Source organism: Flavobacterium cutihirudinis (assembly GCF_003385895.1).
GTDB classification, from domain to species: Bacteria; Bacteroidota; Bacteroidia; order Flavobacteriales; family Flavobacteriaceae; genus Flavobacterium; species Flavobacterium cutihirudinis.
Window position 1 is genome coordinate 515,495 of record NZ_QRDQ01000008.1, and the last position, 22,974, is coordinate 538,468.

At 31.9% G+C, this 22,974-nt stretch carries 17 protein-coding genes and 1 tRNA gene; 4 read left to right on the forward strand and 14 right to left on the reverse strand.

Annotated elements, in window-relative coordinates; translation table 11 throughout:
- Positions 1 to 62: 62 nt before the first annotated feature.
- The 6 genes from BD847_RS07980 to BD847_RS08005 all read right to left on the reverse strand — a co-directional run bounded on the left by BD847_RS07980 (position 63) and on the right by BD847_RS08005 (position 10,959).
- Entirely contained in the window at positions 63 to 2,342 is a 2,280-nt protein-coding gene (locus tag BD847_RS07980) for a helix-turn-helix domain-containing protein (protein ID WP_115887764.1), read from the reverse strand.
- A 100-nt stretch (positions 2,343 to 2,442) separates the two neighbouring features.
- On the reverse strand, positions 2,443 to 3,018 hold the full coding sequence (locus tag BD847_RS07985) for an OmpH family outer membrane protein (protein ID WP_115887765.1): 576 nt from the start codon (positions 3,016 to 3,018) through the stop codon (positions 2,443 to 2,445).
- 668 nt (positions 3,019 to 3,686) lie between these two features.
- Positions 3,687 to 4,547: a class I SAM-dependent methyltransferase gene (locus BD847_RS07990; RefSeq protein WP_115887766.1), complete on the reverse strand. Its 861-nt coding sequence runs from the start codon at positions 4,545 to 4,547 to the stop codon at positions 3,687 to 3,689.
- A gap of 264 nt (positions 4,548 to 4,811) precedes the next feature.
- Positions 4,812 to 6,683, reverse strand: a complete 1,872-nt coding sequence (mnmG, locus tag BD847_RS07995; RefSeq protein ID WP_115887767.1) for a tRNA uridine-5-carboxymethylaminomethyl(34) synthesis enzyme MnmG — start codon at positions 6,681 to 6,683, stop codon at positions 4,812 to 4,814.
- A 524-nt stretch (positions 6,684 to 7,207) separates the two neighbouring features.
- Positions 7,208 to 7,627, reverse strand: a complete 420-nt coding sequence (gene ybeY / locus BD847_RS08000) for an rRNA maturation RNase YbeY (RefSeq protein WP_115887768.1) — start codon at positions 7,625 to 7,627, stop codon at positions 7,208 to 7,210.
- Complete coding sequence (locus tag BD847_RS08005; protein ID WP_244201571.1) at positions 7,624 to 10,959, reverse strand: DUF4175 family protein; 3,336 nt, start codon at positions 10,957 to 10,959, stop codon at positions 7,624 to 7,626. Before BD847_RS08005 ends, ybeY begins: the two co-directional genes overlap by 4 nt.
- Positions 10,960 to 11,179: 220 nt before the next feature.
- Here BD847_RS08005 and gltX point away from each other — a divergent pair, with 220 nt between their 5' ends.
- Both gltX and BD847_RS08015 read left to right on the forward strand, forming a co-directional pair.
- Complete coding sequence (gene gltX / locus BD847_RS08010) at positions 11,180 to 12,685, forward strand: glutamate--tRNA ligase (protein WP_115887770.1); 1,506 nt, start codon at positions 11,180 to 11,182, stop codon at positions 12,683 to 12,685.
- Positions 12,686 to 12,820: 135 nt separating this feature from the next.
- Positions 12,821 to 13,801 carry an SPFH domain-containing protein gene (locus BD847_RS08015; RefSeq protein WP_115887771.1) on the forward strand — a complete coding sequence of 327 codons (981 nt, stop codon included), beginning with the start codon at positions 12,821 to 12,823 and terminating at the stop codon, positions 13,799 to 13,801.
- 21 nt (positions 13,802 to 13,822) lie between these two features.
- Here the strand turns inward: BD847_RS08015 and BD847_RS08020 are convergent, their stop codons facing one another.
- The 5 genes from BD847_RS08020 to BD847_RS08040 all read right to left on the reverse strand — a co-directional run bounded on the left by BD847_RS08020 (position 13,823) and on the right by BD847_RS08040 (position 18,412).
- Entirely contained in the window at positions 13,823 to 14,077 is a 255-nt protein-coding gene (locus tag BD847_RS08020) for a DUF6327 family protein (RefSeq protein WP_115887772.1), read from the reverse strand.
- A 6-nt stretch (positions 14,078 to 14,083) separates the two neighbouring features.
- The gene (locus tag BD847_RS08025) at positions 14,084 to 14,434 is read right to left on the reverse strand and encodes a competence protein (protein ID WP_115887773.1); all 351 of its coding nucleotides are present in this window, start codon (positions 14,432 to 14,434) and stop codon (positions 14,084 to 14,086) included.
- A gap of 72 nt (positions 14,435 to 14,506) precedes the next feature.
- Positions 14,507 to 14,833 carry a YtxH domain-containing protein gene (locus tag BD847_RS08030; RefSeq protein WP_115887774.1) on the reverse strand — a complete coding sequence of 109 codons (327 nt, stop codon included), beginning with the start codon at positions 14,831 to 14,833 and terminating at the stop codon, positions 14,507 to 14,509.
- Between the two features lie 91 nt (positions 14,834 to 14,924).
- Entirely contained in the window at positions 14,925 to 15,404 is a 480-nt protein-coding gene (locus BD847_RS08035) for a hypothetical protein (protein ID WP_115887775.1), read from the reverse strand.
- An 890-nt stretch (positions 15,405 to 16,294) separates the two neighbouring features.
- Complete coding sequence (locus tag BD847_RS08040) at positions 16,295 to 18,412, reverse strand: glutamine--tRNA ligase/YqeY domain fusion protein (RefSeq protein WP_115887776.1); 2,118 nt, start codon at positions 18,410 to 18,412, stop codon at positions 16,295 to 16,297.
- 107 nt (positions 18,413 to 18,519) lie between these two features.
- On the opposite strand from BD847_RS08040, the gene folB reads away from it, so the two are divergent.
- Entirely contained in the window at positions 18,520 to 18,879 is a 360-nt protein-coding gene (gene folB, locus BD847_RS08045) for a dihydroneopterin aldolase (protein WP_115887777.1), read from the forward strand.
- A gap of 94 nt (positions 18,880 to 18,973) precedes the next feature.
- Positions 18,974 to 19,044: transfer RNA gene (locus BD847_RS20825), tRNA-Cys, on the forward strand.
- Between the two features lie 341 nt (positions 19,045 to 19,385).
- On the opposite strand, the gene BD847_RS08050 is transcribed toward BD847_RS20825, so the two are convergent.
- Genes BD847_RS08050 through rnr form a run of 3 tightly spaced genes read right to left on the reverse strand, consistent with a single transcriptional unit; the run spans position 19,386 to position 22,942 of the window.
- Entirely contained in the window at positions 19,386 to 20,063 is a 678-nt protein-coding gene (locus BD847_RS08050) for a LysE family translocator (protein ID WP_115887778.1), read from the reverse strand.
- Positions 20,064 to 20,069: 6 nt separating this feature from the next.
- The gene (locus tag BD847_RS08055) at positions 20,070 to 20,738 is read right to left on the reverse strand and encodes a head GIN domain-containing protein (RefSeq protein ID WP_115887779.1); all 669 of its coding nucleotides are present in this window, start codon (positions 20,736 to 20,738) and stop codon (positions 20,070 to 20,072) included.
- 23 nt (positions 20,739 to 20,761) lie between these two features.
- Positions 20,762 to 22,942, reverse strand: coding sequence for a ribonuclease R (gene rnr, locus BD847_RS08060; protein ID WP_115887780.1), 2,181 nt, complete (start codon positions 22,940 to 22,942; stop codon positions 20,762 to 20,764).
- Positions 22,943 to 22,974: the final 32 nt, after the last annotated feature.

The following is a 22,974-nucleotide window of genomic DNA, read 5'->3' on the forward strand; positions in this document are numbered from 1 at the left end:
TTATGCAATCATTTTAATTTTCTATTTTACATAATGTTTTATTATTGATATTAATTCAAAAATCAATTTATGCTCGCTTTGAACATTTTAAGTTCATCCCAAGTAAATTCATCACCGTATTTTTCTTTTAAAGGCGCTAAAGATTCTTCCTGATAAAATTCGAAAGCATGACGAAGTGCCAGAATTTTATCATCCGGAAGGACTTCAGAAATCTCCACCTTCTTAGCCTGAATCAGTTTTATCAAATGTGTTTCGACTGTTTGTACTGTCAGTTTTCTGATACGCGCAATATCATCGATGGAATTCTTCGCAATCCATAAATCGTAAGTTTCTTCTACAGTTGTCTTTTTAACCGCTTTTTCAGCCGTTTTCTCTGCTTTTTTATACGAATAACGCGTAACCGGTTCTTCAACCTGAAACATGTCTGTATTTGACATTTTAAACTCTTCTCTGATTCTAGAAATTTTATCAGTTTTATAATTCTTAATAGCCGGAGAAGTCAAACTTTCTTTACTGATTGTTTCACGGGAAACTACAATATCAACAAGCAACTTTGCTTTCATCAAACGTAAAACGGCTTTTGTTTGAAAATCGTCAAGAACGGATAATTCTTCGTAAAATTCTTTTACCTTTTTAAACTTTTGAATTTCAGCCATTTTGCTCAACAAATCCGTCACCAATTTATCCATTGGCTTAAAGAAATAATCATAAGCTGCCTCTACTCTTTCTTTCACAAAAACTAAATCGACAGTTTCGCTGCTAAAAATTTTGTTAAGCTGATTTATAAATTTCTTCGAAGGATCTACAAGCGCTTCAATCGTGTCCATCCTTTTATGCGCCCAAACGGAATGTTTTGATTTTTCAGAAGCAACCGCATTTTCGTTATAACTAAAACGATGATTACGCCATTCCTGTGCTAAATCTGTCCAATTAAAACTGTTTATCAAATAGTTATGAATAAAATTTTTGGTTTCAAAATGAAGCGAATTTTTCAAATCATTTTCCGAGGCTTTATTCAAAGCATAATCCATAACGTCCTGATCGTTCGAAAGACCATTCATTTGCATTGCAGAAAGCAAAATAAGCCCGTTTAAAGACGTTAAACGCGAAAGTGCCACATAGGCTTGTCCAGGTAGAAAAACTTGCGACACATCAAGCGCAGCCTTTTCAAAAGTTAAACCCTGACTCTTATGCACTGTAATTGCCCATGCCAATTTAATCGGATAATGCGCAAAAGTTCCTAAAACTTCTTCTTCAATTTCTTTTGTAAGTTCGTTTACCTTGTAGCGTATATTCTTCCATTCGTACTTCTCAACTTCAATTGTTTTGTCCTCTTCCGGAAAATGAACAAAAATCTCCTCTGCAGAAAGTGATTTTATAATACCCATTTTACCATTGAAATAGCGTTTTTCAAAAGATAAATCGTTCTTTACAAACATAATCTGTGCGCCAACTTTCAGCTTTAAGTTTTCTTCTACAGGGTAAATTTTCTCAGGAAAATCGTGAACCACAAATGGCTTATATGTAAATTCATTTCCCGGTAAATCATTAATTGCCTGCTCATTAATAGTATCAGCTTTTGCATTATGTGTGGTTAATGTAATAAAGCCAGGATTGTTTTTAAGATCAAAATCAGGCTGAACATATTGATTTAAAATCTGAATATCTTCTTTTGTAATTTTATTATTTCGCAGATTATTCAAAACAGAAATAAAAACGTCATCACTTTGACGATAAATCTTAGACAATTCGATATAAATGGGCGGATTTAGCTGAATTACATGCGAATGAAAAAAGAATTTTCCTTTGTAATAATTACGTAAAGTTCGCCATTCTTCATCGCGAATAACCGGAGGAAGCTGCAATAAATCACCAATAAAAAGTACCTGAACACCCCCAAAAGCCTGAGTATTTCTGCGAACAGTCTGCATCATAAAATCTATCGCATCGAGCAAATCAGCACGCAACATACTCACTTCATCAATAATCAGTAATTCCATATTGCGAATTACATTTCGCTTGACGTTGTTCATTTTGAAATGTCTGCGAAGCGATTCTTTGTTCTCAAATTTTACCGTTTCTGTAAACTGAGAACTCTCTTCATAAGTAGGTAAAAATGCCGAAAAAGGTAGTTGAAACATCGAATGAATCGTAACGCCACCAGCATTCAGAGCAGCAATACCGGTTGGTGCCACTACTACTGTATTTTTGTGCGTCGTATTGATAATTTGACGCAATAAAGTCGTCTTTCCAGTACCGGCTTTACCAGTAAGAAATATCGATTTTTGAGTTTGATTTATGAATTGTAAGGTGTAAGCTGCAGCTTCAGAAACGTTTTGCATCAGGCATTTATTAAGCTCCAAAAGTAGGGTATTCTTAAAAAAGAAAAAACCTAAATCTTCAACAGATTTAGGTTTTTTCACAAGTTAGTTAGTTTGGTAGTTATTTTTTAGCTTCTTCTTTTACAGCTGGTTTTTCTTCTGTTTTTGGAGTAGCCTGATATTTTTCATTTAAAGCTTTAACCACTTCTTTTGTAATATCATACTTGTCTTCAGCATACAAAATAGTTGCAGCATCGCCAGTTCCGTAAATATAAGAGTAACCGTTTTTCTTACCGTAATCTTTAATAAATTTCTTAACTCCACTTACAAGAGAATCCATTTCTGCACCGCTTTCCTGCTGTAATTGTTGAGATAATGCTTGTTGAGCATATCCTAACTGTTGCTCTCTCTTTTGCAATTCAGCACCTTTTTGTTGCGCCCATTGTTGACCATTTGCCTGTGCCTGACTTTGAAAATTAGCAGCGTCTTGTTTAAAACGAGTAATTTCAGCTTGCAGTTGTCTTCCTTTTTCTTCTGCCTGAGCTTTGTATTTTGCTTCCAGGTCTTTTGCTTCAGTGTACTCTTTCATCAAAACTGAAGTATCTACGTAAGCTGTTTTTACTTCCTTAACTTCTGTTGCCTTATTACACGAAACAACCAAAATTGAAAGTGCGATAATTACTAATGCTTTTTTCATTTTCTAAATTTCTAATTTTTTTTAAGTATGAAAGACAAAAATATAAAAAAATAAATAGCACCGACATAAAGTTTAAAAAATGCTAAAATTTTATGATATTAGTTTTATTTATGAGATAAATGGCTTCCATAAAGTATCATTATAAAAAGTGGCTTTTATAGCTTTTATCTAAGGAATAATCTCAAAAAAGACAATACAAAGCCCCATTTAACCTAAGAAAACCTCTAAAAACTACTTATTTTAAGTTTTAAGTGTTTTTTAGTAGATAAATCTACAGAGAAAAGTTCTTCGAACTTATATTTTAAATCTTGAGCAAAAAACGGCAAAAAATTACAAACAACTGCCCTTTTCTAAATTTCGTTTTTTCAAATTTTAAAATATTTTTTTTCTTTGGATGAATTTCGAAATTTTCATTTTCTTCAAACAGAAAATCACAATCAAAAAAAAATGTTTTTTTTATTCACCAAAGCCAAAATTTAAAATCAGAAAAAAACAAGAAAAAATTCCAAAAATAGCACTGCTTTCGAGGTATTAGTTTTCTTTATGGATCAAAAAAAAGCTATAAAATATCACTATTAAAAGTGACTTTCATAGCTTTTATTAGAGCGATTTTCTCAAAAAAGACAACACAAACCCTCGTTTTACACAAGAAAACGCTTTAAACACGCTTATTTTGCGTTTTGGTTGTTTTTTAGGACGTAAATGTGCGATGAATACTCTTTTGTAGACGACGCTTTTAAATTTGATCGCAGACCGACAAAAAATGCACTGATAAAATTCATTTTTCCGGTTTTGTATTTTTCAGAAAGAAGACTCACATAAAATGAATCAAATTTCATTGGAAGTACTTTTTCTAATTTCATATCCACTTTTTCAAAAAGCAATTGGATCGCTTTTTTTGAAAAATGCCAAAAGTGAATTGGTACATCAAAAGCTGCCCAAAATTCTCCGTAATGTATTGCGTCGAAAGATTTGAAATTTGGAACAGCAACAATTAATGTTCCAGTTGGCTTAAGCAAACGCTTCAATTCTTGAATTTGAAGTTCTAAATTTGGAACGTGTTCTAAAACGTGCCACATCGTAATTACGTCAAAAGAATTATTTTCTAAAGAAGCTGTTTCTTCAACAAATGAAATTCCTTTTTGCTTTGCAATATTTTTTGCACGATCGCTTGGTTCAACTCCAATAACATTCCAACCGTCATTTTTTGCCGTCAATAAAAAATCACCAGTTCCAGCACCGATGTCTAAAATTTTTCCTTTTTGAGTTTGTTCCGAATTAATTAAATTCAGTTTATTTTTTAAAGCGATACTTTTTACAAAATGATACGCTTTTTCAAAAACAGAACGTTTGTTATCTGTGTGCGAAATATAATCTTCGCTTTCGTAATATCTTCCTAAATTTTCTAAATCAGGTTGCGGAGATGTAATCAACATATCAAGATCTTCATCATGATACAAATCGAAAATTTCTTTTGAAACAGAATGGTCTTTTACAGTAAGAAAATGTTTTTTGTTTAAAACGTCCATTTTTTAATTAATAGTTATTTAATAGAATTCGGGTTTGAATTTATTCAGAATTGAACAAAAGTTAATCTGAACATTTATTTTATTATTTTCAATCTAATCGTAAAAAGATGGACAGTTGTCCATCTCTACAATTTTGAATATTTTATTTCAAAATAATCCAACGCACCACTTTTTAAAAAAGTTTCACGTGGAACAATTTTCAGTATTCAGTCACAGTTTTCAGTTTTCAGAAACTGCTAACTGAAAACTGGGACTGCAAACTTTCTATCTTCCCATATAAATCAAAAGCACAGAAATATCACTTGGTGATACACCGCTAATTCTTGAAGCTTGAGAAATTGTCACAGGACGAATTTTACTCAATTTTTGTTTTGCTTCAATCGACATAGATTTAATTTTGTTGTAATCGAAATTTTCTGGAATTTTTACTTCTTCTAAACGATTTAATTTATCAGCGTTATTTCTTTCCTTTTCGATGTAGCCAGAATATTTTACTTGAATTACAGCTTGCTCTACAATTTCTTCATCAAGATTATTTTCTTTGATATACGCTTCCACTTTTTCAAATTTCAACATATCCTCCAATTCTATCTGCGGACGAGAAAAAACTTTAAACATTTTATCGCCTTGCGAAATTGGTGCCGATTCTTTTGCTTCCAAAATTGGATTTGTTTCTGCAACCGTCACACTAGTTTCTCTAAAAAAAGAAACCATCTTTTCAGACTCCTTTAATTTGTGTTCCATTCTTCGCATTCTTGCTTCAGAAGCTAAACCAATTTCGAACGACATTGGCGTCAATCTGAAATCGGCATTGTCTTGTCGCAACAATGTTCTATATTCTGCTCTCGATGTAAACATACGATATGGTTCTTCCGTTCCTTTCGTAATCAAGTCGTCAATCAAAACTCCAATATACGCTTCATCACGTTTTAAAATTAACGGCGCTTTTTCGTGCACTTTTAAATGCGCATTTATTCCGGCCATCAAACCTTGCGAAGCTGCTTCTTCATATCCTGTTGTTCCATTAATTTGTCCGGCAAAATATAATCCCTCAACCAACTTTGTTTCCAAAGTATGTTTTAATTGTGTTGGTGGGAAATAGTCATACTCGATCGCGTAACCTGGACGAAGAAATTTTACATTTTCAAAACCGACAACGGTACGCAAAGCTTTAAACTGAATATCCTCCGGAAGCGAAGTTGAAAATCCGTTTACGTAAACTTCACAAGTTTTCCATCCTTCCGGCTCAACAAAAAGTTGGTGACGTTCTTTATCAGCAAAACGATTAATCTTATCTTCAATCGACGGGCAATATCTCGGACCTAAACTTTTTATTCTTCCGTTGAACATTGGCGAACGATCAAAACCAGATCTCAAAATATCATGAACATCCAACGACGTGTATGTCATGTGACAAGATCTTTGATGCGTTAACGTAACCGTTAAATCCGAATAAGAAAACTTATCCGGTTTTGCATCTCCTTTTTCTTCATTCATTTTCGAATAATCCAAAGAACGACCATCAACTCGTGGTGGCGTTCCAGTTTTCATTCTTCCAGCTTCAAAACCGGCATTCACTAAATCTTCGGTAATTCCGGTTGCGGCACTTTCGCCCGCTCTTCCTCCTCCAAATTGTTTCTCTCCAATATGAATCAATCCGTTCAAAAAAGTTCCGTTTGTCAACACAACCGATTTAGAACGAATCTCAACTCCAAGCGAAGTTCTAATTCCTTTTATCTTTCCGTTCTCGATAATCAGACCTTTTACCATTTCTTGGTAAAAATCTAAATTTGGAGTTCCCTCCAACATCAATCTCCATTCTTCTGCAAAACGCATTCGATCACTTTGAACTCTTGGCGACCACATCGCAGGTCCTTTCGATTTATTCAACATCTTGAACTGAATTGCAGTTCGATCTGAAACGATTCCGGAGTAACCTCCAAGCGCATCGATCTCACGAACAATTTGTCCTTTTGCAATTCCTCCCATTGCAGGATTGCAAGACATCTGGGCTATATTCTGCAAACTCATTGTAACCAATAAAGTTTTGGATCCCAAATTTGCGGCCGCTGCCGCGGCTTCAGATCCTGCATGACCAGCACCAACTACAATAACATCGTATTCTTCTAAAAACATTTTGTTTTATTATTCTCTGGAAACCGTTTAAGGCAGTTCTCAGAATTAACTTTATTTCTCTTTTGTTCCACGTGGAACGGTTTTTTTTATTTGAAGTTTCAGGTTTCAAGTTTGAAGTTTCAAACCTAAACCAGATGTTTCACGTGAAACATCTATTCTTTTAAACTCAAAATTCAAACCCAAATCTTCAATGTTTCACGTGAAACATTTTCTAAACTAAACACGGATTCAAAAACTAAACCCAAAAGTTCCACGTAGAACATATTCAATTTCTTCTTAAATTAAAGCTAAAAACTTAACGTTCCACGTGAAACATTTTACTTATTCTTTCTCTCCAGAATTAAATTTCACATGTTCTACATGAAACAACTTATCCAGCTTACATCAATTTTTCATGTTCCACGTGAAACACTTTTTAAAATCGATTTCAAAATAGAAACGTTTCACGTGGAACAATCTCTAGCTATCAGTTTCAATATTCGCAACTTGAAACCAGAAACAATAAAAAACTTGAAACAAATTTTCTATTGTTCCACGTGAAACATCGCGATCTTTTCATCTTCTTTTAAACGCATAAGCTCTGCATCTGCATCACTTTTATCTTTGTATCCACAGTAATGTAATATACCATGAGCAAGTACACGTTTCAATTCTTCTTCAAATGAAACATTAAAATCTTTTGCGTTGTCTTCTACTCTTTCAACAGAAACAAAAATATCTCCGTTTAATTCGTTACCAACTGTATAATCAAAACTAATAATATCAGTTAGTGTGTCGTGATCTAAATACTCAACATTTATTTTGTGCAGGTATTCATCATCACAAAAAATATAGTTTATTTCTCCCTCACTCTTCTTTTCAGAAACAATAACTGCGCTCAACCAATCTGTAAAAGCTTGTTCGTTATCTAAAGAAAATTCGGTTTCGTAATTAAAGTTTATCATTTTGTATTAAAATATTCTTGAACCTTTTGATTAAAATTCGAGCGCAAAGGTAGCGATTGTCTATTTAAAATTTCTACACTATTTAAATAATCAGTTAATGAGCTTGGTAAAGCATTTGCACGATTAGAAAATTCAGCCTTATTTGTTTCAGATTGACGCTTCGTATCTTGACCTTGTTCCTGAACTGCGTTGTTTAATTTTAGTAATTCTTGCTGAATATTTAAAATTCTCTGTAGGTTCTCATTCTTAAATCCTTTATTTAAAATCTGCTTTTCTGAAGCTTTCATTTGATCAATTACATTTTTTCCTTGAGCGTCTAAACCTTTTTTAGCTAACTCTTTTTGTAATGCTTCACGAAGTTTGACTTGCTCTTTGTAAATCTCCATTATCTTTTCAGCATCTCCTTCTCCATCATTACCTTCATTTCCATCTTTACCATTTCCTCCTTCTTTACTTCCTTGTCCATTTTTACCCTGACCATTCTTTCCGTCTTTTCCATTTCCATCTTTTCCTTGTTGACCTTCTTGACCTGGTTTTCCTTCTCCGGTTTTTCCCTGCTGACCAGTTCCGGGTTTATCACCTTGCTTCATTCCGTCCTTCATTTTATCAGCCAAGCCTTTTTGCTTTTGAATAATGTCTGGTAATTGCATTCCTTGTCCGTCTCCAGGTTTTGGTTTCCCCATTCCTGGTTTAGACATTTGCATCTGCATATTATTTAAAAGGTCACTTAGAAAATCAGCTAATTTATTTGCAGATGAAACAGCGTATTGCTGATGCGAAACTCCTTTTGGGATTTGGACATCGGTTAAAACTTCAATTGCTTTGTCCATATTATATTGTACGTTTCCAATTTCCTTACTTACATCTTCCGCAATTTTTGGATTTCTTAAAGACATTGCAAACAAACTATCATCGACATGACGGAACTGTTGTTTTAAATTCTGCTGAATTTTGATGTTCTTCGTATAAGCGGAAGAACCTAATTTCATCGATTTAAACTGTTTCATTACATCTTCCTGAGACAATGAAAAAGCTAAAAGATTATCCAGAATTTGACGAAGCATTGCAACATCTTCTTCCAATTGTTCTTGTTCTCCACCTTCCATGGTTGAACTCATTTGTTCCGCCATTGACTTCATTTTCTTAGAAGCACTTTTTTGTTTTGGCTTAGCCGAAGAAGTATTCTTTTTACTTAATTCCTCTGAAGCTTTATTCAAATCATTTTCTACATCTTTTTCTTTTGAAGCATCTTTCGGAATATCCAAAGGAGATTTCAAAGTATTATTTTCATCTTTCAAATCTTTAAGATCTTCCTGAATTTTATCAAATGATTTTTTGATATCGTCTTGCTTCTCTTTTGTATTTTCAGCATCTTTATTAGAAAGTTCTTCTTGCTTTTCAGCCAACTTATTTAGTTTCTCAGCAACTTGTTCTGCTTTCTTTTCTACATAAAAACGCTTGGTTAATTCGACTAATTGTTCTAAATTACGAGATTGATTTTTACTGATTTGTTTGAATTTATCCATCTTATCAAACAACTCTTCGCTGTTTAATTTGTCGTTTAAGTTCTTTAACTCATCCATCAATTTCTGATTCTTCTCTAAATCTTTCTCAGCATTATCTAAACGCTTTTGTAAATCTTCAGCAGTTTTATCTTTCTTATCAGTATTGTATTTATCTAAATTCTTATTCATTTTTTCAGCAAACTGCTTCATCATTTCGTCTTGTTGTTTTTGACGTTTGATAAAATCGTTTACTTTTTGCTGATCCTTAAACTCTAAATTGTCTTTTTCTTTTCCGGTATTTTTTAGTTTGTCCATATCAGAAAATTGCTTTTCCTGATTCTTTAATGATTTAGATAAACTATTAATATTGGCATTTTGCTGTTGCAATTCGGCATCGTGAATTTCATCTGTTGTAGCAACTCGATCTGAAAATGTAGAAGATTTTGTACTCTTAAATCCGTGCAATGCATCGTTGTCAAAAACCTCAAAATAGTATTCGTACGATACTCCTTCTTCAACTGCAAGATTACTTGGGAAGTTAAAAACAAACTGATCAAACACAGCTTGCTTTACTGGAATAGTTCCGCGTTTTGAAGTTTGTGGTTTGCCATGTTCGTAATAAACAATCTGCAATTTCGATAAACCGTAGTCGTCTCCCAGTCTTCCTAAAACATAATTCTTATCTAACTTTAAACTATCAGGAGCTGGCGAAACAGTGATTGTTGGATGCTGATCTTTGATAACTGACAGCTGATAGTCTAATTTTTCATAGTTTTTGACCTTATTATTCGAAGTAAGAATTTGATATTCTGTATTTTGATTGATATTTTTAGCCAATTTAAACTCGTTTTCGATCTTATTAAACTTCAAAACTGCGTTTTCATCTTTCCAAACTACCTCTTGAGTCGATTGGGTTTTCATTCTCCAGGTTACAATTGTTCCTTCTGGTACGATTGCATTTCCGGTTCCTTGAATGGTTTCTGATTTCTTTTTTAGGTAAGATGGAAAATTCAAAACCATTTCGAAGTTCGCAATCGATGGAACTGTAATAACTTTTAATTCATATTCATTTGATGAAACAGAATTTCCTTCAAAAGAAAAAGCCATATCTGAAGTTGGTTTTTCAATCTTGAATTCGAACTTTCCAGTTTGAGAAGATTCCATAAAATAGCTTTCATTGCCAATATGAATCATTACATTTTCCGGAACTATGTTTCCTTCAGTTTCTACTTTTACAATGAAATCTTTGTTTTGTTCTGTCTGAAGTTTGTCATTTAAAACCACAAATTTGAAAGGAGCCGGAGGCAAAAAAGCAGAATTGAAATGCACCACTCTATTAAAACTTTGAGAAATGATATTACTATTTCCTGAAACAAAAAAGACTGCAAACAACAAAACCGGAATCAAAGCCAAAGGCAAATACTTTTTATTTGAATTATAATTGATGGCATTTCCAAACGGAATTGGTTGCAATGAATTTGCTTTTTGTTCGATTGAAGCCAACATTAATTCTGAACTTTCTGCTGAATTTTCATTGGAAGAAAGCTGCAAAAAGTTCGTCAGTTTATCACTTACTTCTGTAAAATGATTTCCAATAATTGCCGAAGCTTGATTATAATCGATTCCTTTTTGAAGTTTGAACAACTTAAAAATTGGAAATAAGATAAATCGAAACAACAGAAAAACTTCTACTGCAATAAATATCCAGAATAAAAGAGTCCTTCCTAATGGTTTCAGCCAAAGAAAATATTCTATAAAAAGGGTAAAAAGAAAGTATAATAATCCCAAACCAATAAAAAGAAGTCCTCCTTTTATTAATTCATTCATATAATATTTCTTTATAAATCCTTCTAACTTCTGATATATTGCAGATGATGTTTTCAAAATAAAATCTCTTTTAATTATAACCCATAAAAGTACTAATTATAGCGATTCAAATTCCAAAAAAATAAATTCCAAATTCCAAGTATTCACTGAGTTTAGAATTTGGGATTTTAAAAAATTGGGATTTATCTAAAGTTGTATCTTTGCAACAAAATTTATACAAATGTCAAAGCAAGTTCGCGTGCGTTTTGCACCAAGTCCGACTGGACCATTACATATTGGCGGAGTTCGTACTGCCCTATTTAATTATTTATTTGCAAAGAAACATAACGGTGTTTTTTATCTGAGAATTGAAGATACAGATCAAACTCGTTTTGTGCCAGGTGCCGAAGCTTATATTATGGAAGCGCTTGAATGGTTAGGAATTTCTCCTGAAGAAACCGTTGGAAAAAATGAAAAATTTGGTCCATACAGACAAAGTGATCGTAAGGAATTATATCAATCTTATGCTGATCAATTGATCAAGTCAGGTTGGGCATATTATGCATTTGATACTCCTGAAGCATTAGATGCACATAGAAAACAACACGAAGCTGAAGGAAAAACGTTTATATACAATCATCATAACCGTGAAAAATTAGATACATCTTTAGTAATTTCTGCTGACGAAGTTTCTAAAAGAATTGCAAATGGAGAACATTATGTGATTCGTTTTAAAACTCCAGTTGATGAAACTTTACATTTAAAAGATATTATTCGTGGCGATGTTAAGTTCGAAACGAGTTTGCTCGATGATAAAGTTTTATTTAAAAGTGACGGAATGCCAACGTATCATTTAGCGAATATTGTAGATGATCATTTGATGGAAACTTCACACGTAATTCGTGGTGAAGAATGGTTGCCATCAATGCCACTTCACATTTTATTATATAGAGCTTTTGGTTGGGATGCTCCAGAATTTGCACATTTACCTTTGATTTTGAAACCAGTTGGAAACGGAAAATTATCTAAAAGAGATGGTGATAAATTAGGATTTCCTGTGTTTCCATTAGAATGGAAAACGGAAGAAGGTGTTTCATCTGGATACAGAGAAAAAGGGTTTTTCCCGGAAGCAGTTGTAAACTTCCTAGCTTTGTTAGGTTGGAATGACGGAACAGATAAAGAATTATATTCTTTAGAAGAATTGGTTGAAGCTTTTGACTTAAGCCGAGTTCATAAAGCGGGAGCAAAATTTGATCCTGAGAAAAACAAATGGTTCAATCATCAATATTTAATCAAACAAAATAATGCGGATTTAGCGAAAAGCTTCTCTCCTATTTTGGTTGAAAAAGGTGTTGATGTTTCTAAATATGACGTCACAAGAATCGTTTCTTTGATTAAAGAAAGAGCTCATTTCGTTTCAGAGTTTTGGGATTTAACTGATTTCTTTTTCCAAGCTCCGACTTCTTATGATGAAAAAGCAAGCAAAAACTGGAAGGAAGAAACTCCGGCATTAATGCAAGAATTGATTTCAACTCTAGAATATATTGATGGTTTTGATTCCGAAAATATTGAAGCAATCGTAAAAGATTGGTTAACTAAAAATGAAATTGGAATGGGTAAAGTTATGCAACCTTTCCGTCTAAGTTTGGTCGGAGCTTTAAAAGGCCCTCACCTATTTGACATTGTTGAAATCATTGGAAAAGAAGAAACTATTTCGAGAATTCAGAAAGCGATAGCAACTTTATAATTAAAATTCAATTCAAAAATAGAAATGCTAAGAAACATCCAACAAATGTTCTTAGCGTTTTTTTAATGTTTAAAAAATTTATTTTAGAAGAATTTTCGTAATTTACCAAGATCAAAAATTTAAATTAATATCACCATGAGTACAGCATTATTAATCCTTTTAGTATTTGGATTCTTCATTTTTATGTCTTCATTTTTTACCGTGAAACAACAATCGTCTGTTGTAATCGAAAGATTTGGTAAATTTTTAAGCGTTCGAAACTCAGGTCTACAACTTAAAATTCCGATTGTAGACAGAATCGCAGGTCGAGTAAATCTTAAAATTCAACAGTTAGATGTTATTATCGAAACAAAAACCAAAGACAACGTTTTCATTAAAATGAAAGTTTCAGTTCAGTTTAAAGTAATCCAGGAAAAAGTATATGAAGCTTTTTATAAACTAGAATATCCACACGATCAGATTACTTCATATGTATTTGATGTTGTTCGTGCCGAAGTTCCTAAACTAAAACTGGATGATGTTTTCGAAAGAAAAGATGATATTGCAGTTGCTGTAAAACGTGAATTGAATGAAGCAATGTCAACTTACGGATATGATATCATCAATACTTTGGTTACTGATATTGACCCAGATATTCAGGTAAAAAATGCAATGAACAGAATCAACGCTGCTGATAGAGAAAAAACAGCTGCTGAATTTGAAGCTGAAAGTTCAAGAATCAGAATTGTTGCAAAAGCAAAAGCCGAAGCTGAAAGTAAACGTTTGCAAGGTCAAGGTATTGCAGACCAACGTCGCGAAATTGCAAGAGGTCTTGTTGAAAGTGTTGAAGTTTTAAATAATGTTGGAATCAATTCACAAGAAGCTTCTGCCCTAATTGTTGTTACTCAGCATTATGATACTTTACAAGCTATTGGCGCTGATGCAAATTCGAATTTAATCTTATTGCCAAATTCTCCGCAAGCCGGAAGTGATATGTTAAACAATATGGTAGCTTCATTTACAGCATCAAATCAAGTTGGTGAAATGATGAAAAAGAACAACAAAAAAGTTGAAAAACCAAAACCTACTCCACCACAAACTGGATATGAAGATGATATTCAACCGGAAACTAAATAATCTATAAAATAAAAAAGAGGCTTAATTGCCTCTTTTTTTATTGATAAACCAACCAATTACGTACGGTAAAACTGATTGCAAAATTTTTACATATGAATTTGAAAAGTATTCTGTGTAAGACGAAACAAAACCATTTACAATTTTTTGTGGTGTTATGCTCTCTTTGGTTTTTTGAAAACTTAAAACTAATTTCTGATAATTAATCTGTTTTTCTAATTTCAAAATTTCCAAATCTCTATCAAGTTCAGCATATGATGAGTATTTTTTCTTTTCCATAACTACTTAATCATTAAAAAAGATTTCTGAAAATTTCTCCAAAATTGGTCCTTCAACAAACTTGTCTTTCACAAAGAAAAGTAAAATAGTAAAAACCAAATAGATCCCTCCTACTGTCAAAAATCCTAGCGCATTACTTTCGAACAAACTGCCAAAAGCATAAGCTGCAGCAAAAGATCCAAAAAGTAAAACCATACTAAAACACAATAAAATCAAAGTAAACTTTAAAATTAAAGTAGTTGATTTCATTGCTACTTTAAAACCCCAAAGTTTATAATAAGCCAAATGACTTTCAATATAATCTTTAGCCTGATCCTGAATGTTTTCGGTATTTTCTTTTAATTCTTCAAAAGCCATAATTCTTATTTTAAATAAAAAAACACATTACTCTAGTAAATATAATCAAGTAATGTGTTTTTTGAATACTATTTATTTTTGAAGTTTAGCGTTCTGTGCTTTCAAATCAGCCAATTTAGATTCTAAAAAAGTGATTACCTCCTCTGTCTTGTAACTCATATTCGAAAGCAATTCTTCGTAAGTTCCATCAAGATTCTTTTTGGCATGGGTAAATTTTTCACGAAGCACTTCAGAACTTGCAGAAAGCGAATCCTTTAAATTATGTGTCGCATCATCTATACCTTCTTTCAATTTTGCACGAGTTTTTGATCCTTTGTCTGGAGCAAATAAAATTCCGATTGCTGCACCGGCAGCAGCAGCAGCCAAAATAGCAGCCGCAGTATTTAAGTTCTTTGACATAATATTTAAATTTAAATGATTAATTAAAGGTAACCTTTTTTAAAATATAAACTATTGAATAAACGCTATTTACAAAAATTTAACAATACAATTAATACACATAAGCAACTGCTTCATATTTTCCATCTGCTTTTTGAACAATACTTACAAAAGGATAACCATTTGAAGCCGATTTACTTTTAATTCTCATTGCAGTCTGGTTTTCGTTAGCAATTGGCGGTTCACCTTTTGTCCTTGTCGAAACTCCTGAAAAATTAGCAACTTGTTTTAAACCTATTGTCTTTTCCTGAGGCAAAACTGTTACCATTTTATAATCGTCTTTTGAATCAACCATTATTTTATCAGAAATTTTTTGAGTTTGATTCGTTTGCTTATTTGTAATTTGTGAAACAGCGTATTTACTGATTTTAATTTCTTCCGAACTTCCGTTTAACGAGTAATAAATTAAACCATTTTCGTTTTTAATAAAATTGACATCAAGCTGTTCCCCATTGTGTTTTGTAATTTGATGTGTTTGTGAAATTGCAACATTTGCAAATAATAGTGCTAGCGTAAAATATAATACTTTCATGATAATTTGATTTTTAAATTAAAAATTAAAAACTGCCAGATTGAAATATAAAAAAACAATAAAGCCTAAATCAATATTATGGAATCACATCATTATGAAACTAATTTGAAAAATACCTTTTACGCGAAATATTATCAAAATTAAATCACAATAAAAATTAGAACATAAAATTGTCTTCTCAAGAATTCAATTCTGAAATATCAAAAAATTAAAAAATCGTCTTTTTTAAAATTAATGGCCTTCAACTTAGAATCTAATCGGAAATACTAATTTTTCTAAAAAATCAACTCTGACTTTTGGTAATGACATAAAAGTACCAACTTTATAAACAATTCTATGTTAACAACCCGTTAAACTGACAAAAACAACAGTAAAAAGTTAAATAAAGACCCTAAATAAACAATAATTTAAAAAATGAGTTACATATCGAAGTAATAAAAAAATGAGCTTAAAATAGATTTATGAAGGTCATTTTTACAATAAATTATCTATTAAATTTACTTTTTAAATAGATTAAATTTATTATTAATAAAAACTTATTAATTATAAAAAATAATAAATAAAATTTATATTTTAAAATTCAAGAACTTTTAGAAGATAAAATTTCGTCCAAGTATAAAAGTGAATTTAAAAATTGAGGTTATAAACAATTCACTGTTAATAAGCCTTTACGAGTGCTAAATTGAAGTCTAAAATTAAAATAAAGCCTTTATTTTAATTATTTTATAAAAGATGAATTCTGTATCGGAAGAAATAAAAAATCAGCTTAAAATCAATTTATGAAGGTTATTTTTAATCTAAAATATTTATAAAAATTATAATTTCAATAGAAGAAATAAATAATAAAAAAAGCGCTTATAAAAAGCGCTTTCCATAGATTCTAATTATTTTTATTTTTTTACCATTTCAGATAAAATTTCAATTTCTCTTTCCGATGCATTTTTTGGAGGATTTGAATATAATTTCAAAACTTCATCATCAAACTGGTTTTTGAAACTTTCACTTTCAAGATCTCTCAAATTTAAAAGTGTTTTTGATCGAACATAAGTAGATTCACTTTTTAAAGACATTGAATATAATTTCTTAATATCTTCTTCTTCAAAATCTGTCGATTTCCAGTTTGAATATTTTAAAATAAACTGAGAAAACAACAACGAAGCTTTATTATTGTTGATATTCTTCTTTAAAGCATTTTGTAAAAGAGAAAAAGTAGAAATATTTTTTATGTTCTCCCCTATTGCGCTTTCAATTGCAATACGTTCTGGTTTAGTCTCAATTTTAAAATATTTGTTGATATCTTTCAAAGAATTATTAATGCTGTTTTCTTCTTTTTTACCTTTTTCTTCCCAAGCATCTTTCAATCCAACTGTTTTGTTAAATACTAATTTTGAAGCAGTTGAGTCTTTATCAACAGTAAAATAACCCAAACGTTGAAACTGAAATTTATCTTCATTTTGAGCTGTTGCTAAACTTGGTTCAACAAATCCAGTCACAATTTCTAATGAATTTGGATTCACAAAATCTAAGAAATTTTTCTCTTTATAACTGTCCGGAGCTTCATCTGTAAACAAACGATCGTACAAACGAACTTCTGCTTCTAATGCATGCTGAATTGAAACCCAATGCAATGTTCCAGATACTTTTCTTTGGCTTGCTTCTGTCCCACTTCCGCTTAAAGAATCAGTGTCATATGTTACATGAATTTCAGTAATATTTCCGTTTTCATCTTTTATAACAGATTCACCTTTAATGATATAAGCATTTTTAAGACGAACTTCTTTTCCTAAAGTCAAGCGGAAAAATTTAGCTGGAGCTTCTTCTAAAAAGTCTTCTCTTTCAATATATAATTCACGAGAAAAAGGTACTTTTCTGAAACCAGCATTTTCATCTTCTTGATTGTTTTCAGCTTCTAACCATTCTTCTTTTCCTTCTGGATAATTTGTAATTACCAATTTTACAGGATCTAAAACAGCCATTACACGAGGTGCAATTTTGTTTAAATCTTCACGAATACAGAATTCTAAAACTGATACATTAATTAAATTATCACGTTTTGCGATACCAATTGTGTTAGCAAAATTACGTAATGAAGCAGCTGTATAACCACGTCTTCTTAATCCGGAAATTGTTGACATTCTTGGATCATCCCAACCGTTAACATGCTTTTCTTTAACTAGTTGCTGTAATTTTCTTTTACTAACAACAGTGTGTGATAAATTACGTCTAGCAAATTCTCTTTGCTTTGGACGCAGTTTATTATCATCAAAAATCTGATCTAAAAACCAATCGTATAACTCGCGGTGAGGCAAGAATTCTAGTGTACAAAATGAGTGAGAAATTTGTTCTAAATAATCACTTTGTCCGTGCGCCCAATCGTACATTGGATAAATTTTCCAAGCATCTCCAGTTCTATGGTGATGTTTGTGTAAAATTCTGTACATGATAGGATCACGCATTAACATGTTTGTTGATTTCATGTCAATTTTTGCACGAAGAATATGTGTACCAGCCTCAAATTCACCGTTTTTCATTCTTTCGAATAAATCTAAGTTTTCTTCAACAGAACGATTTCTGTATGGACTGTCAGTTCCTGGAGTCGTTGGAGTTCCTTTTTGGATTGCCATTTCTTCAGAAGATTGACTGTCAACATATGCCTTATCTTTTTTAATTAATAAAACAGCCCAATCGTATAATTGTTGAAAATAATCTGATGCATAACATTCTTCAGCCCAAGTATATCCTAACCATTCCACATCTTTTTTAATAGCATCAACAAATTCCTGCTCTTCTTTTTCAGGGTTTGTATCATCAAAACGTAAATTCACAGGAGATTGATAATCAATTCCTAAACCAAAATTTAACGCAATAGAACTCGCGTGCCCAATGTGTAAATAACCATTAGGTTCTGGTGGAAAACGAAAGCGAAGTTTAGTATTTGAAAGACCTGATTTTACGTCTTCCTCTATGATTTGTTCAATAAAATTGAGTGATTTCTCTTCTGATGCCATTATTTTATAGTAATTTTAGCAAAGATAAAAAAAAGGTTTCAGGTTTCAGGTTTAAAGTTATTTAAGTGGCGCAAAACCTGAAACTTTAAACGTGAAACAATATAAAAATGGGAGTTATAAAACTAAAAAATATCCGTACTTTTTCGTACCACGGATGTTTAATTGAAGAAGGAAAAATAGGATCTGACTACACTGTTGATCTAAAAATTAAAGCAAATTTACAGAAATCTGCACAAACAGATCATCTTTTAGATACGGTTGATTATGTTCATTTGAACAAAATTGTGACAGAAGAAATGGCAATTCGTTCCCATTTATTGGAACATGTGGCCAAAAGAATCAATATTCGCGTATTGGCAGAGATAGAAATGATAGAAAAAACAACAGTTTGGGTTTCAAAAGTAAATCCACCTATTGGTGGTGACGTTGAAACAGTTACCATAAAAATGACGGAAATTAGAAAGTAATTCTTTCACTAAAAAATCTAAAATTTTAAAATAGTTCATTCGAAACTTTTGAAATTTAAAGATTTTAGTTACTTTTGCCAACCGTTCAAGTAATGGCGTCGTGGCCGAGCGGCTAGGCTGGGCTCTGCAAAAGCTCCTACTCCGGTTCGAATCCGGACGATGCCTCAAAACCTTCAAAGCAATTTGAAGGTTTTTTTTATGTTTAATTTTTAGAAAAAATTAATTAAAATATATACTCGAATCCGGACGATGCTTAAAAAAGAGATACAGAAATGTGTCTCTTTTTTTATCCCTAAACTTTCCACAATCTTGTCATTTCGACGTAAGGAGAAATCTCCACGAGAAACTCTACAAAGATTTGACAATTGTAACGAAGTTACTTGCGAAGATTTCTCCTTACGTCGAAATGACAAACTAGACTTAAAAAACTTCCATACCAACACTTATAAACAAAAAAACCTCTGAAATTCAGAGGCTTAATTTTATATTTTTGAGTTGTTAACAAACTACTTATCAATCTTTTCAAATGCGTTTTTAACCATTTCTTTTTCTTTCGGAAACCAACCTTGAATTACCAAAGCGAATCCAAAAACCATTAAAACGATACTAATTCCTTTTTTGATTTTCAAAATATTAGTTGGTGTCATTTTTGATTTTAACTGTTTTGCTAATAAAATTTTACCACAATCAATTAATAAATAGGTGATAATTACTGAAGTAAAAAATGTCATCATTCTTGACGTTTGCATATCTAATTTTGGTCCTACAGAAATAATTACAGCAAGCCAAAAACCCAGAACACCAATGTTGATAACATTAAGTAAAAAGCCTTTTACAAACAAACTTCCATAATTTCTTTTTAAAATATCGCGATCAATTTCTTCATCATTGATTTTTTCTTCTTTTTTTAATTTAACAAAAGAAATTACACCGTATGCAAGCATTATTATACCTCCAAAAATAAAAAGTGCCGGATCATCTTTTAAACTGGAAATCAACCTATAACTTCCTAAATATGCAATAGCAATAAAAAAAATATCACCTAATACAACTCCAAAATCAAAAGCTATAGCAGCTCTAAATCCTTTAGTAATACTAGTTTCTATTAAAACAAAAAATACCGGACCTACCATAAAGCTCAGAACAAGTCCCCATGGCAGCCCAGCCAGAATATCATTTATCATCAAAAATTATTTTACTTCTTCAATTTTCCCTCCAAAAACAGTCTTTTGGTTTATTTGTTTAGGTTTTCCGTAAATGTAAATAGAGCCTCCTGCGCTTACTTTTGCATCAACAAGAGTTGAGGCATTCACATCAGCTTTTCCGCCCGCAGAAACGCTTACAGTCGTTTGAGACGTTTCTAATTTACTTGCTAACAAATAACCGCCAGCTCCTAAACTTGCAACCTGATTTTCTGCTTTTCCTGTCAAAGTAATCGATCCTCCTGAAACAGAGCTTACTTTTAGCTTATCAACATTTAAATCAACATTGATAATTCCGCCTTCCTGAGCACTTACTTTAAACGAGGTTGCTTTAATAGCTTCTGAACTTTTTACCTCTGCTCCTTCATTTACGTCAATAAGTTCTATATGCTTGTAATATAATGTAATATCCAAATCATTCCCAGATAGAAGTTTTGGAAACGGCATTCTTAATTTCAATATTCCGTTTTTATTAACAGCTTCTACTTCAGATTCTCTTGCTCCTTTTATAATAATTTTATTTTCAGATGACTGAACTAATTTTACACTTAACTTATCAAATACTTTTACGGTATCAAAATCACCTAACTCTTTAGTAACCTGAGCAAAAGACATTTGAACAAATAAAATTACTGCTCCAACAATTAGCTTTTTCATACTTTTATTTTTTTTATTAATATTTATTCGGCTCTTCGTAAAAAATGAAAATCCAGTTGTTTCTTCACTAAATCGGCATTTTTTACTTTAACATAAATTTCGTCTCCCAATTGCAATATACTATTTGAAGTAGCTCCAACCAAAGCATATTGTTTTTCATCGAAAGTATAATAATCATCTTTTATTTCTCTGATTCTTACCATTCCTTCGCATTTATTAGAAACGATTTCAACATAAATTCCCCATTCCGTAACTCCAGAAATAACACCCAAGAATTCTTCGTCCTGATGATCCTGCATGTATTTAACCTGCATGTATTTGATACTGTCACGTTCAGCATTAGTCGCCAAACTTTCCATATTCGAACAATGCAGACATTTTGTTTCATACGTTTCTTCGTCTACAGAAGCACCTCCATCCAGATAATACTGCAACAAACGGTGTACCATAACGTCTGGATAACGACGAATTGGCGATGTAAAATGACTGTAATAATCAAAAGCTAAACCATAATGTCCAATATTATCTGTTGAATATTTGGCTTTACTCATACTTCTAATCGCAAGAGTATCAATTAAATTTTGCTCTTTTTTGCCATTCACTTCTTCCATCAAAGCGTTCAATGATTTCGAAATGTCACCTTTATTTCTAAAATCAATTTTATATCCAAATTTAGCAATTACAGTTGCCATTGCAATTAATTTGTCTTCATTTGGTTCGTCGTGAATACGGTAAACAAATGTTTTCTTCTGTTTTCCAATGTATTCAGCCACTTTTCTATTAGCCAAAAGCATAAATTCCTCAATCAAATGATTCGCATCTTTTGATATTTTGAAATACACTCCTTCCGGTTCTCCTTCAGCATCTAAGTTGAATTTCACTTCTACTTTATCAAAAGAAATAGCACCATTTTGCATTCTTTTCTTTCTCAAAATCTTAGCTAATTCATCTAATTTTAAAGTCGCTTCAACAATTTCATCCGAAACAACATAAGATTCTCCAGTGATTGAAATATCAACCGGAATTGTATTGTCTTTTGTTTCAATGATATATTGTGCTTCTTCGTAAGCAAAACGCTGATCAGAATAAATTACTGTTCTTCCAAACCATTGGTTAATAACCTGTGAAGTTGGCGAAATTTCAAAAACTGCAGAGAACGTATATTTTTCTTCATTCGGACGAAGTGAACATGCAAAATTAGACAAAACTTCCGGAAGCATTGGCACTACTCTATCAACCAAATATACAGAAGTTGCTCTTTGATATGCTTCATCATCCAGGATTGTTCCTTCTTCAAGATAATACGAAACATCGGCAATGTGAATTCCTATTTCGAAATTTCCATTTTCTAACTTTTTGAAAGACAAGGCATCATCAAAATCCTTTGCATCTTTTGGATCAATCGTAAACGTAAGTGTATCACGCATATCACGACGTTTTGCAATTTCAGAATCTTGAATTGAAGTATCCAATTTTTGTGCAAAAACCTCTACTTCTACCGGAAAATCTGCTGGTAAACCGTATTCAGCCAAAATAGCATGAATCTCTGTATTATGTTCTCCTGGTTTTCCTAAAACTCTGATTACAGATCCAAACGGACTATCAGCTCGTTTTGGCCAATCTTCAATCTTAACCAAAACAACATCACCGTTTTCTGCTTCACCCATTTTATCCTTTGGAATAAAAATATCGGTATACATTTTAGGATTTGCAGTCGAAACAAAAGCAAAATTGGCCTGAATATCAATCACTCCAACAAACTCTGTTTTATCTCTTTCCAGAACTTCAATTACTTCACCTTCAGGTCTTTTTCCTTTTCTACGGTTATAAACGTAAACTTTTACTTTGTCTTTATCTAAAGCACGATTCAGATTATTTGTCGGAATAAAAACATCTTCGGCAAATTCGTCACAAATAAAATATGCCGTTTTTCTGCTCGTCATATCTATCGTTCCTTCGTAGTAATCCTGACTAATTGCTTTGATCAAATACTTTCCAGGTTCAGTTTCAATAATCTTCTTTTGAGCTGCAAGAATTTTCAAATCTTTAATAATCTGATTTCTGCTATTTGTATCATCAAGTTCAAGCTTTGCAGCTATTTGTTTATAATTGAATGGTTTATTAGCACTTTGCGATAAAATTTTTACTATCTTACTAGAGAAATCTTTCTCTTTTTTTATCGGCTTTCTAATTTTCTTACTCATATATCTTTTCTTATAAGGTTTAAAATTACAAA